Here is a 12,831-nt window from a genome sequence, read left to right as displayed (position 1 = left end):
ATGAACGGTATCGAATTCATTGTGGCAGGCATGCTGGCGGCAGCAACACCGTTTCTCCTAGCCGCACTTGGCGAACTGGTCGTTGAACGGGCCGGCGTGCTCAATCTTGGCGTCGAAGGATTGATGGCACTCGGCGCCGTGATCGCATTCATCGTCGTTTATCATGGCGGCGGGCATCTGCTTGGCTTTATAGCCGGTGGGCTGGGCGCAGCCCTCCTGTCGCTCATCTTTGCCTTTGTCGTACTTGGCATTCGGGCCAATCAGGTAGCGACGGGCCTTGCTATCGGCATTCTCGGTCAGGGTCTTTCAGCCCTGTTTGGCAAAAGCTACGAAAGCCTGACCGTCAGGGGCCTGCCCAAGCTTGCGTTCCCGGGGCTTTCGGACCTTCCTGTCATCGGTGGACTTTTTGTCCAGGACATTGCCGTTTGGGCAGCATTGCTGGCGACCTTGGGCGTCTGGTTTGTGCTTTCAAAAACGAAAGCCGGACTGGTGATCCGTGCAGTCGGCGAAAATCCCAAAGCCGCGCATGCAATCGGTTACTCCGTCATCTCCGTGCGTCTTGCTGCAATCGTCTTCGGGGGTCTGATGGCAGGTTTTGCCGGTGCCTACGCTGCGGTCGTCTACACCCCGCTCTGGGCGGACGGAATGATTGCCGGCCGCGGCTGGATCGCGATTGCACTTGTCGTGTTCGGCACGTGGCTGACCGGGCGCGTCTTCCTCGGCGCATGCCTCTTCGGCGCTGTCTCGTTGACAGGACTGGCGGCACAGGCGACCGGTGTGGATCTGCCTTCACAACTGCTCTCCAGCCTGCCCTATCTCGTCACAATTATCGTGCTCGGCATCATCTCGGCAGACCGGCGCCTTCTCAAACTGAACGGGGTTGCATCGCTCGGAGAACCGTTTGATCGATGAATGAAACAGCCGAGATATTGGAACTTCAAAAGCATGGTATCGTTCGAAAGACATATGAGCACGGTCATTTTCGTGACAGTCTCTTGGACCATTGATGCGGAGGAGCAACGACGATGACCGATCACCATGATCATGACCACCACCACGATGAACCGAGCTGGAAGCATGATGGAGTTCAGGTCATCAAGGGCGATCGCCTGGACCCGAACACGGCCCAGACACCGGGCATGTTTCGTCAGGCCGCCATCAACCATGCCCGGGTCGGCGCGCAAAAGATATGGGCTGGCACGGTGGCCATTGAGCCCAACGCCAAGACAGGCGTTCATCACCACGGCGCGTTGGAAAGCGTCATCTTCGTTGTGCGTGGCAAGGCAAGGATGCGCTGGGGCGAGAAGCTCGAATTCACGGCAGAAGCAGGCCCCGGGGATTTCATCTTTGTGCCGCCCTATGTTCCACATCAGGAAATCAACGCCGATCCGGAAAATGTTCTGGAATGCGTTCTGGTACGGTCTGACAACGAAGCCGTCGTCGTAAACATCACGGATATCGACCCGGTTGAAAAACCGGAAACCGTCTACTGGGTCGATCCCATTCACAAACATCCGCACGACTGAAGCAGGTGAACTGATTACGCGGCAGCGGGTACTCGAACGGCGAAACGCGTCCCAAGTGATCCCGGCACTTTTGGAAGCCAACTCCCGGGACCCTGGCCATTTTCAGCGCGCACTATCCGGCTCCATATCAAAACTCAGAGCCCAATCGCTCTTGTTTTCAATGTAAAATCCTTCGATCGGAATCCTCTGGGAATACCTCTTCAACAGCTGCAAGCGCCAGCCTGAGCGCGTCCTTCTTTGACAGATGATCGCCAAGAGACTGAGAGAGGTCAATAAGATCCAGGCATTGGAGTTTGAGAGTTTCGTAGTCTGAGAAACTGTCCCGGTGCGGGTACATACACCCGATATATTCAACCGGTTCTCCCGTTTCTTCACGGAAACACCGCGCCACGGCAGAAACCTCAACCCTGGACCCATCCTTTCGCCATATCTCATAGTCTTGAGCACATGGTTCACTCGTCACCAGCGAGTGGTGGACTGATTTGGCAACACGGGGGCGTTCAGCGGGATTGACGCGATCGAGGAACTCCTCGATCGGTAGTCCGGCAGCCACCTTTGCCTTGTCCATGCCAAATATCTTCGCAAAGTTTTCGTCACCGCAAAAACGGTTTTCCTGCACAATCCAGCTAAAGACCGCCGCTTCCTCCAGAACAGTCCTCGGCACACTCAGCAACTCTGCACGAACCAGATGATTTCGCATGTCATCCCCCAAGCGCATCAATGTTTATGTTTGAGTTATCCAAGTATCGTAGCAATCAAGAGCTGATTTGTAATGTAGGCGATTGACGGAAAGTTGAAAAAGCGCAATGCGCCATGATCATCGCCGTTTCCAGCTCGAAACGGCGATGATCTAAGAGCGGGCGACCATACCCGACCGGAAAGGTCGCAAGGCTTTCCCGGGCCGATGTAAAACCGCACTCCCCGGCATATCAACAGGGAGTGCGCATTGCTCAATCAGGCAATACGGTCGTTGCTGTCGCGCGAACCGGCAAAACCAAGTGCATGGTAAAGAACGATCGCGCCAATCGTTGCCGTACCAATGCCATCGAGCGTAAAGCCCGCAATATCGAGCTTGAAATTGCCAGCACCAAGGACCAGAGCAACGCCAACGGTGATGAGGTTGCGAGGCTCTGCAAAATCAACCTTGTTTTCCACCCAGATACGGCCGGCCGTTGCGGCGATAAGACCGAAAACGACGATGGAAAGACCACCGAGGACAGGGCCCGGAATGGTCTGGATCAGTGCACCGAACTTCGGCGAAAAACCGAGCAGGATGGCTACAGCCGCAGCAACGAGGAAGACGAGCGTCGAGAAAATGCGGGTGACGGCCATCACACCCATGTTCTCCGCATAGGTCGTCATACCGGTTGCACCGAATGCGCCCGACACCATGGTCGCGACACCATCACCAATGAAGGCACGACCGAGATAGGGATCAAGATTGCGACCCGTCATGGCGCCAATCGCCTTGATATGACCGAGGTTTTCCGCCACGAGAATGATAACAACAGGAGCGATCAGTGTGATCGCCGAAGCGGTGAACACTGGCGCGGTGAATGTCGGCATGCCGAACCATGAGGCCGCTGCAACACCTGAAAAATCAACCGCTGCGCCATATCCCATGCCGTTTGCAAACACCAGGTAGGCAATGTAACCGATCGCGCCGCCAATCAGGATCGGCAAGCGACGTGTCATGCCCGGCGCATAGACGGCGACGAGACCCACAGCCGCGAAGGTGATGATGGCGATCCAGCGCGAGAACTGATTGCCATCAGGCGTTGCCGGCCCCACACCCGATGCGCTGGAAATGGCGATCGGCGCAAGCACCAGACCGATGGCCGCGACAATCGCGCCTGTCAGCACCGGCGGCATTAGCCGTTCGATCCAGCGATGACCGGCAACCATGACGATCACACCGATCAGCGCGTAGAGCGCCCCGGCAGCAATGATCCCTCCAAGCGCAACTCCGATGTTGGGATTGGCAACGCCGACCGCAGCGCCTGTCGCCACGAGAACGGGACCGATAAAGCCGAAAGACGAACCAAGATAGCTCGGTACACGACCGCCGACAGCAACGAAGAAGATCAGCGTGGCGATGCCGGAAAACAGGATCGACACATTCGGGTCAAAGCCCATCAGGATCGGCGCCAGAACGGTCGAGCCGAACATAGCGACGACATGCTGCAAACCCAGCACGATTGTCTGTCCTGCCGGCAAACGCTCATCAGGCAGGATGCGCCCTTCCGTCTTCAGCCGCCACCGCGGAAAATACCCGCCCGTCTCGCTCATGTGTCTACCCCCTGATGTTTGTCCGCCCGAAGCTTTTTATGATGATGTCCGGATCGGAAGATAAGATGATTGGCCATACCGAAGCGCAGGTCACCAACCCCTCAGCGCAAGCTTTGAGGTGTGAATCGTACGAAAGTATTTGCCAAAGCCTCCGATACGCCAATCGGGCGGCAATGTCATTGGGAAGCCGATGCTTACCCACAACGGCGTTGCCAGGACGTTGAGATTGCCTTGAGCGTAAACAAAACACACGACATTGCCATCTGATAGCCAACAGCTCTGTCGCGCGACCCGCGCCAAGCTCACGTCGTCTTGACTTACGTCCGGCCAATCGACGCGCGGTCCGTTCCCGCCGATGAGTTATAGAAACTTTTGCTATGACCCACGAACACCACCCGGGATGAGTTATAAAAAAGCATCCCGGTGATACCTTAAAGCAGGCGGATCAAATGCAGGCATACCAATGGGAAAATTTGTGATATCCGGCCAGTTTGAACAAAGAGAGGATACCACCGTGAGCGAACCAACCGTCGCCGAAACAGTTGAGAAAATTTACGCATCGATCCAATCGGACAATGCCGGCATCGATGAACATATTGCCGCCCTCAAGTCGGCAATGGCACGCGAAGGCGCCAAGGAAGCCATCTTCGACCCGGCAAGGCTCGCCCATAACAATCGCTCTGGACGCAAGCTGATGCAGGCGTATTTCCGTCAGCGCGGCGTGACCGTCAAGTTTTCGGCCTGAAAGCTTCCTGCGGTTTTGTGCGTTGACGCAAAACCGCAGCCTCGCCTGCGATTGACCCACCAGCGTGCAGTCAACACATGTACGGAGACTTTTATTCCGCAGCGTCAGCGGCTGTCAGCATCGCTCTTGTCAGGCCGGCACCCGGCTGACGAAACTGGTTGAAAAACAACCGTTTTCCCACGGTAGAATGTAATCCAACTTTCGCCGTCCAACAGGCTTGCGAAGCAACCTGGGCGTGCCTAAAAGACGCACAGTCTCAATTCACGTCGAAAAAGGGCAGTTGCGTGGAACAGGTAAACAACCAGGCCGGCAAGCGCCGGCGCAAGGCACTATGGGCAGCCGTCGCAGTCGTCGCGATCGCTGCTGCGGGCGTTGTCGGAGCAAAGACCATCTACGAAGGCAAGGTCAGCGAATTTGTTGCCCTCAATGGCGGCAGAGCCGATTCCGTCGAGGTTGATTTCCTTGGAAGAGTTCATCTGCGCAACCTAAAGTTTTCGCTTCCCGATCACACCATTGTTCGTATTGCAGCGGTCGATGGCCAGCACAAAATCCCCTTCCTGAAAAGCGAGCTGGAGCTGAAGGGCGTAGAAATCTTGAAACCGTTCATCTCCGTGTCGATGCCTCAAGTGCGGGTAGAAGAAGCAAGTTTTGATCATGCACGTCTAACCGATAGCAACGTCCCAATTTCAAAGCGTATGGAAAGCTTTGAAGCAAAAAGCATCTCTACTCCCGAGATGATCATTGCAGGGTTCAACAACCCGCCAATCAAGAACGCCTTATACAAGAATGTCGTTCTCTCTGACATCGCCAATGGCAAGATTGCACAATACTCTGCCGATAGCGTAAGTTTCGACACATCGACAAACATCCCGACAGACAATGATGCAGCAAAGACAAAGCGCTTGTCCGTCTCGACGGGCACGATATTGGGCAATGATTTCGATTTTGCCTATATTGCTCGGATACGCACGGAAAAAGCCGGAACTGATGACGTGGCGAAACGTGTCTGGGGCGCGCTCTCCGTCAAGAAAATTGAGGTCTCGGACGGTGAAAACCAAATCAGCTATGACGAAATACGCAGCAACGGCTTGACTATGCGTATGCCGTCCGAACCGCTTGAAGACATGCTAAAGTCGTTGCCAGAAACAACAAGTCTTAAAGAGTTGCCTCCGCGGGAGCGTCAGGCAATCTTCGCCAAGGGCCAATCCGTCATCGATATGTTTGTCAAAAACGATATCGAGCTAGTCGGTTTCAAGGTTGACGGCCCTGATAAACAGGAAGCCGGCAAAAGAGCCAAATATTCCATTGCACGCACGGTGTTACAAACGGACGGCCGCAAGCTGAACATCGTCTCGAACGGCATGTCGTTAGGGACTGGCGAAGACAAACTCGAAATCGCCGAGGCAAGTCTTAGCGGCTTCGATTGGAGTTCGACAGTTGAGGGTCTGTACAAACTCGTCGGCCTCAATGAACAGGAGATCGAAAATTTTCCCTACAACGAACTGATGCCTGAGCTGGGCACTATTCGCGTTGCAGGCATTGACGCAGATTTCACCACTCCGAAAACAGAGGGAGATGAAGCCACGGTCGCCGTTCCCGAGCGCGTTAAATTCACGCTCAAGAACTATGAGATGGCACTGACCAAACCTCATAATGGTATTCCAAGCGACATTCTGATCAAGCAGGAAAATCTCACTCTCCCCATTCCCGAAGACACAACGGATGAGGCATTTGTCCAGTTACGTAAACTCGGCCTGGAAACGCTGACCCTTTCCTACGCGCTTTCCGCAGGCTGGGACGAAGCGAACAAAAATCTGGTGATCCGGGAAATATCTCTTGATGGCAAGGATATCGGCAGCGTCAATTTTTCCGGCCTGGTCAGCGGTTTTACCGAGGAGTTTTTCACGCTTGATACCAACCGCATACAGGCAGCTCTTTTCGGTCTCGCCGGTCGCGAAGCAAAGTTGACTGTGAAGGATGAAGGGCTGATTGCCAAGGGTATCAAGCTCTTTGCTGCAGAAAATGGCATGACGGAAGAACAGGCGCGGGGAGCCCTGACGATGGTCGCCACTATAGGATTGCAGCAAGCTGCAAGCGAGCGACCAAACCTGCAGGGTGTTACCGAGGCCGTTCTGCGCTTCATCGGCACCCCTGGAACCCTGAACATGACAGCCCGCGCGAAGGGCCCCAATGGCCTTGGCGTGTTTGACCTGGTTGCAGCATCTCAGGACCCCATGCTCCTTCTCGACAAGGTCGAGATCGAGGCGACAGCCAACTAAATCGTCTCTTTAAAAAAATGTCGGGCCGGTCAATCGAAGCCGGCCCACTTTGAGATTTGGTGCTCGCGCCGAAGGATCGTTTTTTCCGGAGCACAATTACGGGCGTGACATGGACAGGTCCTCAGCGCGCCGGCCATGCCCATGCCGGCGCCTCGACATCCACTGCCACCGTTTCACCAAGCACCTTGGTCAGCCTTATCATCGAGGCGCTTCCCTCATCACCGAGTTGCGATACCAGTTCGTCAGCGTGGGATACGACAACGATCTGCGACCGCTGACACGCGAGCATAATCAGGCGGGCAAGCGGCGCAAGCAGGCTTGGATGCAGGCTGGTTTCAGGCTCGTTCAGCACCATCAATGTCGGCGGGCGCGGTGTCATGAGCGCAGCAACGAGCAAGAGATATCTCAAAGTGCCGTCTGACAGTTCGGCAGTCGACAATGGCCGCAACAAACCTCGCTGCCCCATCATGAGCTCGAAGCGCCCGCGCTCTTCTTTGATCTCGATCGAGCTACCAGGAAATGCGTCTTCAATCGCGGCATGGAAGCCTTGCGCATCCCCGATCTCCAGGATGGTGGCAACGGCAGCAGCCAGATCGGCTCCGTCGGATGACAGAACAGGGGTTCTGGTTCCAATCTGCATTTGCCGGACAGGCGCATGCGGATCGGTGCGGAAATGGTCATAAAAACGCCAGCCACTCATCCTGGCACGCAGGTAAAGCAGCTCAGGAAGGTTCTTCGGGTCTGCTGACTGCGTCATCATGCTTTCGAATGAAGAGAGATCGTGCAACAGCACCTGGCGCTTACCACTCGTTGAAAGCACAGAAACAACCGGCCCTGTACGTTCGGCGAAAACATTCCGACGGCTTAAAACCTCCCCTGCCCAGACCGCCTCCGCCTTGATGGCAGGATCGAGTGAAAAATAGCTCGGCGGCGGTGGCGGCACCGGCAAGCCAAGATCGATCGCATAACCGTAGTCGTCAGAAGCAAATCCGAGTTTCAGGGCGACGGGATTTTTACGGACCGTTCCCTGCAGGGGCACGCTGCCATCCTTCATGCCGCGGGAAAACACCTCCGGCCCGGCCCAGAGCGTTGATTGCAGCCCGCCTTCTGCAGCAAGCGACGCAATCGCCCTGCCCTGTGCAACATCGGCAAGCAACTTCAGTGCACGATAGAAACTCGACTTGCCCGAACCGTTGGCACCCGTCACGACGGTAAGCTTTTCGAGCGGCAAGATGAGATTGCGAAGCGAACGATAACCCGCAATGGCAATGGTCAAAATCATGGGCGCGAACCTCTCATGGTTCGCGTTGCGAAGGCAAGAGATGTCTGCCGAGGCAACAGCGGGACTTCGAGCGCCAGTTGGACTGATACAGACTTTGTATGGATGGTTCACTCCCTCCCACAGCCGCCACGCGAATGAAATTGGCCAAAACGTAAAGAGGCACGGCGTTTACAAAGCCGTGCCTCTTTCTCAGCCAAGCATCTGAGGGGGGACGGGGGAATTGCTTGGCTGCAAAATGAACGCAGATCCACACATTTGGTTCCGAAGCAAAAAACGGAAGCTGAACAAGGGTGGATTGAGGGTCCCGCGCGGCACCTGCGATAGTCTCCCTCAAAAGAAAACCTAGCACCCAAGCTGGTTCTTTGATGTGCATGGCTGAAAAAAAGGGTAAATTGCGAAGCGTCACATTGTTCTTAAGATTTGTCTGTTGAAATCACCGCATGACGAAGTCTCCGAGATCCAAACCGCTCCTTCGTGATACCGACGCCTCGGTCCGTTCACGGCCGCGCAAGAAGCGCAATCCAGCCCAATCCCAGTTTCCTTTCGAACCAATGCCTGATCGCGTTGAGCCGGCGCTTGCGCAGTTGAAAGATCGCCCTCCCAAAGGATCAGAATGGTCGTGGGAAGTGAAATGGGACGGCTATCGCCTGATGGTCCATATTGATGCGCAGCGTGTACGGATCCTGACACGCAATGGCCATGACTGGACGCACCGTTTTCCAGCCATTCAAGAAGCAGCAAAGGCGCTTGGACCGGCATCGATGATCATTGATGGCGAGGCGGTTCTCCTGGACGATGACGGGCGCTCAGACTTCGGCCTGTTGCAGCAGTCGCTTGGCGCCTCGGGCAAACGGCCCGGCAACCGCGCTTCCAACGCCACTCTTTACGTCTTCGATCTGCTCTATCTCGACGGCCATGACCTGCGAAACACGGAATATCGCTCGCGCAGGCATCTGCTGGAAGAAGCTTTGAAAGGTCACGGTGGTGCCATCCGCCTTTCAGAAACCATCGACGCCGATCCTGTCGCACTGCTCGAACATGCCGGTCGCCTCGGACTTGAAGGCATTGTCGGCAAGCGTAACGATCAGCCCTATCGCTCAGGCCGGACCGGTGACTGGATAAAGCTCAAGTGTATCGAGAGCGAAGCATTTTTCATCGTCGGCTATCAGGCTTCGGCAGCCTCCCCTGCCGGCTTTGCGTCGCTGGCACTTGCGGCCTACCGTGACGATGAACTCGTTTACGTCGGCAGCGTCGGAACAGGCTTCAACCAGGCGCAGGCCGTCAAACTGCGCAAGATGCTCGACATCCTGCGCTGGAAAGGCAAGCAGCCGCCTGTGGCCTTGTCCGAAGAGACAGACATCATCTGGGTCGAGCCGACGCTGATCGCCGAGATCGAGTTCCGGGCCTGGACTGAAGACGGAAAACTTCGCCATGCATCCTACAAGGGGTTGCGGGAACACCAGGACAACGCCCAGGTCTTCCACATCGGCTGAAGACCGCCGGAGCACGCCACTTGCCATCTTATCACTGCGGGTCCAGGTCTACGTTGACGTCGATTGTCGATGACCCCGTTCTTGCGTATTCAATCACTCAGTCACCAAGCACCAGACGATTGGAATCAAAATGCCGCATATCGCCGTAAAAATGTTTCCTGGCCGGACAGAGAAACAGAAACAGGAGTTCGCTGCAAAGGTGGTTGAAGCCGCCAAGACGGTGTTCGGCTCAAGTGATGCGTCCCTGTCGATTGCCATCACTGAAGTTAAGCCAGCAGACTGGGACGCCGACGTCTACTCACCAGAGATCGCCGCGAACGAAGACGCCCTATACAAGCGCCCCGGATACGGCACATTGGCAAAGTCCTGAGGTCGTCGGAGGACTGCAATCCTCTCCAGCCTTATTGGGCCTCCTGACAAAATCCGCTGATCATACTGCGCGCTCGTTGGGAACGGCTAAATTTCCGCGCGAAAGTGAGGCGAGCCTGACTCCCACATGCCAAATCCGGATACCAAAAAACGCCGCGATCACACATCGCGGCTTTTTCTTTGTCCCTTTCTAGACCGAGCATTCTCGAAACGATGCTTCATAAAACCGGCCAATATCGATCCTGATGGGCAGGCTGTTGCTGCATCGCAACAGGTTGATCAGAGAAATATTTCCTAATTTTTCTCGTGAAGAATCTATCTTGAGTGATTTACTCAGATTTTAATAGGTGTGCGGCAGGCGAGCATTCTCGACCGTCTCCGCATTCCCGGAATGTGCCGGCGTCGCAAATGAAGCCTCTGAAAAATTTCAGGCCCAGACGCTCGAAAGGAATAAAATGGCCATTCCCAAATACCGCTCCCGTTTGCAGGCGTGCACTGCAATTGCACTGCTTGCTGTCGTTGGAACAGCCGGTGCGCAGGAGCCGGCAACCCCAGACAATGCGACCACGCTCGAAAAGATCGTGGTAAAAGGCAAGCGGGTGAAAGGCACCGTCGCCGACACACCTCTTGCGACAGAGACTGACAGAGCGACCATCGCGAAAAAAGATATCCAGAACCTCGATAACCTGGGCGATACGACAGAACCCGGCGTCAGCCTTGTGTCTGCATCCAAGAGCGTCAACATCAGAGGCCTGGAAGACGACCGTGTCCTTACCACGATCGATGGCATCGCCGTTCCATATCTCTCAGACTTCGTGTGGAGTGCCTATGGAGGAGCGGCGGACAGCTATGACTTCACCTCCCTCGCCTCCGTCTCCATCCTGCGTGGCTCTGATTCCAGCCGTGCCGGTTCGGGGGCAATGGGCGGCGCAGTCCTGCTGCGCACACTGGAGCCCGAAGACCTGATCGAGCCTGGGAAAGACTGGGGAGGCTTCGCCAAAACGATTTATGACGGCTCCGACAACTCGATCATCGGCTCGCTCGGCGTGGCCCGCAAGATCGGCAACACGTCAGTTCTTTTCCAGGGCAGCTACAAGAAAGGCCACGAGAAAGAAACGAATGGCTCAAACGATGTCACGGGTAGCGCGCGCACGGTCGCCGATCCGGCGGACTACCACAACACCAATCTTCTCTTCAAACTGCGTCACGAACTCGAAGGCGGGCACCAGATCGGCATAACGGCGGAGCGCTTCACCACCGACAAGGACACCGATGCCAAGAGCTCCTACACCAGCAACTACACGAGATATGACACGCTGGCCGAGACGAGGCGCAACCGTATCTCGCTTGACTATAAATATGACGCCATTGCTGAAGACGCCCTTATCCAAAGCGCATGGGCGTCACTTTATTATCAGAAACTGGAACGCCTCGAAGGCTACAACGCCTACCGCAGCACGACAGCACCGCTTGGCGATTACAGCCGCATCAGTGAAACGACCAACAATTCTGTCGGGTTCGTCGGCGCAATCACCGGCAACTTCGATACCGGCGCGCTGAAACACGAGGTAACGCTCGGTACCGATATTTCCGTATTCTCGACGGAACAATACCTCAACGGCGTCGATAGCTGCGCGACGACATACGTGTCCGCATGCGCCTATTACCACACCAATCAGGCCAACACGCCCGATGTCGATGGCACGAAGTTCGGTGTTTTCATCGACGACCGTATCGAGATCGGCAATAGCAACGTTTCGTTGACGCCCGGCATTCGCTTCGACTACTTCAATTACAAACCGCAATCCTCGTCGCAGTATGAAGCAAATTCCGGATATGACGGATTACCTGATACCGTCAGTGATTCCGCGTTCTCGCCAAAGCTGCGGGCAGAATGGGAAATCCAGCCACAGGTGACCCTGTTTGCGCAGTGGGCGATGAGCTTCAAGGCACCGACGACCGACCAGCTTTATGGCAACTATGATAATGCCCCTCTCTACCGACAGGTCGGCAACGCAGATCTCGAATCGGAGTTCGGCAACGGCTTCGAGATTGGAGCAAATCTCGGCGACGAGAGCTTCGGTGGCAGGATCACCGGCTTCTACAACAAATACCGCAATTTCATCGACACAGAAACCATTGCGGAAACCGGCTACAGGATTGGAACCTACCGATATTACAATCGCGACCGGGTAAGGATTTACGGCCTCGAAGCACGTGGCCACAAGGCTTTCGACAATGGTTTTGAGATCCATTCATCGATCGCCTACGCCAAGGGTGAGGATCTCGAAACCGGTGAACAACTCGCCTCGGTAGCACCGCTCAAAGCCATCATTGGTGTCGGATATTCGCAGGAAACATGGGGCACCAATCTCGACTGGATCGGCGTCAAGGGCGTTTCGGAAAACTCGACGGCGAACTTCAAGGCTCCCGGCTACGGCATCTTTAATCTCACCGGATGGTGGGCACCTGAAAAGCTGAACGGCTTGCGCATTCAGGCCGGCGTCTACAATCTCTTCGACAAGGAATACTACGACGCGCTGGAAACCAAGGATGTCACTTCGGTAACCTCGACAAACCGGTCTTATTATTCCGAGCCTGGCCGTTACTTCAAACTGTCGATCACCAAAACGTTTTAAGGCATTTCCCAGAAACGAGGCGGCAAGAACGCCGCCTCGGTGTCACAATCACGTTGGCAGAGCCTGGCGTCGACAGACGCCGACGCCAGGCTTTTCGAACAGTACAACAGGAGAGGACTTCACAATTGCTGCAGGCAAGCTGAATATGACTTTCTAAGTCATGTTTTTGCTGTTAGATAAGCCGACCTTGCAAATACCTATCCAAATCA

The 12,831-nt window shown here is 55.3% G+C and carries 10 protein-coding genes; 7 read left to right on the top strand and 3 right to left on the bottom strand.

What is annotated here, in order from left to right; all coding sequences use genetic code 11:
- Both ACIQT8_RS24310 and ACIQT8_RS24305 read left to right on the top strand, forming a co-directional pair.
- The gene (locus tag ACIQT8_RS24310) at positions 1-912 is read left to right on the top strand and encodes an ABC transporter permease (protein WP_400970851.1); all 912 of its coding nucleotides are present in this window, start codon (positions 1-3) and stop codon (positions 910-912) included.
- Between the two features lie 113 nt (positions 913-1,025).
- The gene (locus ACIQT8_RS24305; RefSeq protein WP_400970848.1) at positions 1,026-1,526 is read left to right on the top strand and encodes a cupin domain-containing protein; all 501 of its coding nucleotides are present in this window, start codon (positions 1,026-1,028) and stop codon (positions 1,524-1,526) included.
- 157 nt (positions 1,527-1,683) lie between these two features.
- On the opposite strand, the gene ACIQT8_RS24300 is transcribed toward ACIQT8_RS24305, so the two are convergent.
- The gene (locus ACIQT8_RS24300) at positions 1,684-2,226 is read right to left on the bottom strand and encodes a PAS domain-containing protein (protein WP_400970845.1); all 543 of its coding nucleotides are present in this window, start codon (positions 2,224-2,226) and stop codon (positions 1,684-1,686) included.
- Between the two features lie 254 nt (positions 2,227-2,480).
- Entirely contained in the window at positions 2,481-3,815 is a 1,335-nt protein-coding gene (locus tag ACIQT8_RS24295) for a solute carrier family 23 protein (protein WP_400970843.1), read from the bottom strand.
- A 463-nt stretch (positions 3,816-4,278) separates the two neighbouring features.
- Between ACIQT8_RS24295 and ACIQT8_RS24290 the strand changes: the two genes are divergently transcribed.
- Together ACIQT8_RS24290 and ACIQT8_RS24285 are read left to right on the top strand one after the other, a co-directional pair.
- Positions 4,279-4,560 carry a hypothetical protein gene (locus ACIQT8_RS24290; protein ID WP_400970840.1) on the top strand — a complete coding sequence of 94 codons (282 nt, stop codon included), beginning with the start codon at positions 4,279-4,281 and terminating at the stop codon, positions 4,558-4,560.
- Between the two features lie 284 nt (positions 4,561-4,844).
- Positions 4,845-6,839 (top strand): hypothetical protein, encoded by a 1,995-nt coding sequence (locus ACIQT8_RS24285; protein WP_400970837.1) that lies wholly within the window; start codon positions 4,845-4,847, stop codon positions 6,837-6,839.
- 121 nt (positions 6,840-6,960) lie between these two features.
- Here ACIQT8_RS24285 and ACIQT8_RS24280 read toward each other — a convergent pair whose 3' ends face one another.
- Positions 6,961-8,121 carry an AAA family ATPase gene (locus ACIQT8_RS24280; protein ID WP_400970835.1) on the bottom strand — a complete coding sequence of 387 codons (1,161 nt, stop codon included), beginning with the start codon at positions 8,119-8,121 and terminating at the stop codon, positions 6,961-6,963.
- 440 nt (positions 8,122-8,561) lie between these two features.
- On the opposite strand from ACIQT8_RS24280, the gene ligD reads away from it, so the two are divergent.
- From ligD to ACIQT8_RS24265, 3 genes are all read left to right on the top strand, one after another.
- Entirely contained in the window at positions 8,562-9,614 is a 1,053-nt protein-coding gene (gene ligD / locus ACIQT8_RS24275) for a non-homologous end-joining DNA ligase (RefSeq protein ID WP_400970832.1), read from the top strand.
- Between the two features lie 130 nt (positions 9,615-9,744).
- The gene (locus tag ACIQT8_RS24270; protein WP_400970829.1) at positions 9,745-9,984 is read left to right on the top strand and encodes a tautomerase family protein; all 240 of its coding nucleotides are present in this window, start codon (positions 9,745-9,747) and stop codon (positions 9,982-9,984) included.
- Positions 9,985-10,438: 454 nt separating this feature from the next.
- Entirely contained in the window at positions 10,439-12,622 is a 2,184-nt protein-coding gene (locus ACIQT8_RS24265) for a TonB-dependent hemoglobin/transferrin/lactoferrin family receptor (RefSeq protein ID WP_400970826.1), read from the top strand.
- The last annotated feature ends 209 nt before the right edge of the window (positions 12,623-12,831 follow it).

The sequence above is a fragment of the Agrobacterium sp. NPDC090273 genome, from assembly GCF_044772305.1.
GTDB lineage: Bacteria > Pseudomonadota > Alphaproteobacteria > Rhizobiales > Rhizobiaceae > Agrobacterium.
The sequence above is the reverse complement of the archived record's forward strand: the minus strand, read 5'-3'. Positions and strand labels throughout refer to the sequence as shown.

Excerpts from the sequence above, each read along its gene's own strand:
- ACIQT8_RS24310 (WP_400970851.1), top strand. The coding sequence starts at position 1 with ATGAACGGTATCGAATTCATTGTGGCAGGCATGCTGGCGGCAGCAACA.
- ACIQT8_RS24305 (WP_400970848.1), top strand. The coding sequence starts at position 1,026 with ATGACCGATCACCATGATCATGACCACCACCACGATGAACCGAGCTGG.
- ACIQT8_RS24300 (WP_400970845.1), bottom strand. The coding sequence starts at position 2,226 with ATGCGAAATCATCTGGTTCGTGCAGAGTTGCTGAGTGTGCCGAGGACT.
- ACIQT8_RS24295 (WP_400970843.1), bottom strand. The coding sequence starts at position 3,815 with ATGAGCGAGACGGGCGGGTATTTTCCGCGGTGGCGGCTGAAGACGGAA.
- ACIQT8_RS24290 (WP_400970840.1), top strand. The coding sequence starts at position 4,279 with ATGGGAAAATTTGTGATATCCGGCCAGTTTGAACAAAGAGAGGATACC.
- ACIQT8_RS24280 (WP_400970835.1), bottom strand. The coding sequence starts at position 8,121 with ATGATTTTGACCATTGCCATTGCGGGTTATCGTTCGCTTCGCAATCTC.
- ligD (WP_400970832.1), top strand. The coding sequence starts at position 8,562 with ATGACGAAGTCTCCGAGATCCAAACCGCTCCTTCGTGATACCGACGCC.
- ACIQT8_RS24270 (WP_400970829.1), top strand. The coding sequence starts at position 9,745 with ATGCCGCATATCGCCGTAAAAATGTTTCCTGGCCGGACAGAGAAACAG.
- ACIQT8_RS24265 (WP_400970826.1), top strand. The coding sequence starts at position 10,439 with ATGGCCATTCCCAAATACCGCTCCCGTTTGCAGGCGTGCACTGCAATT.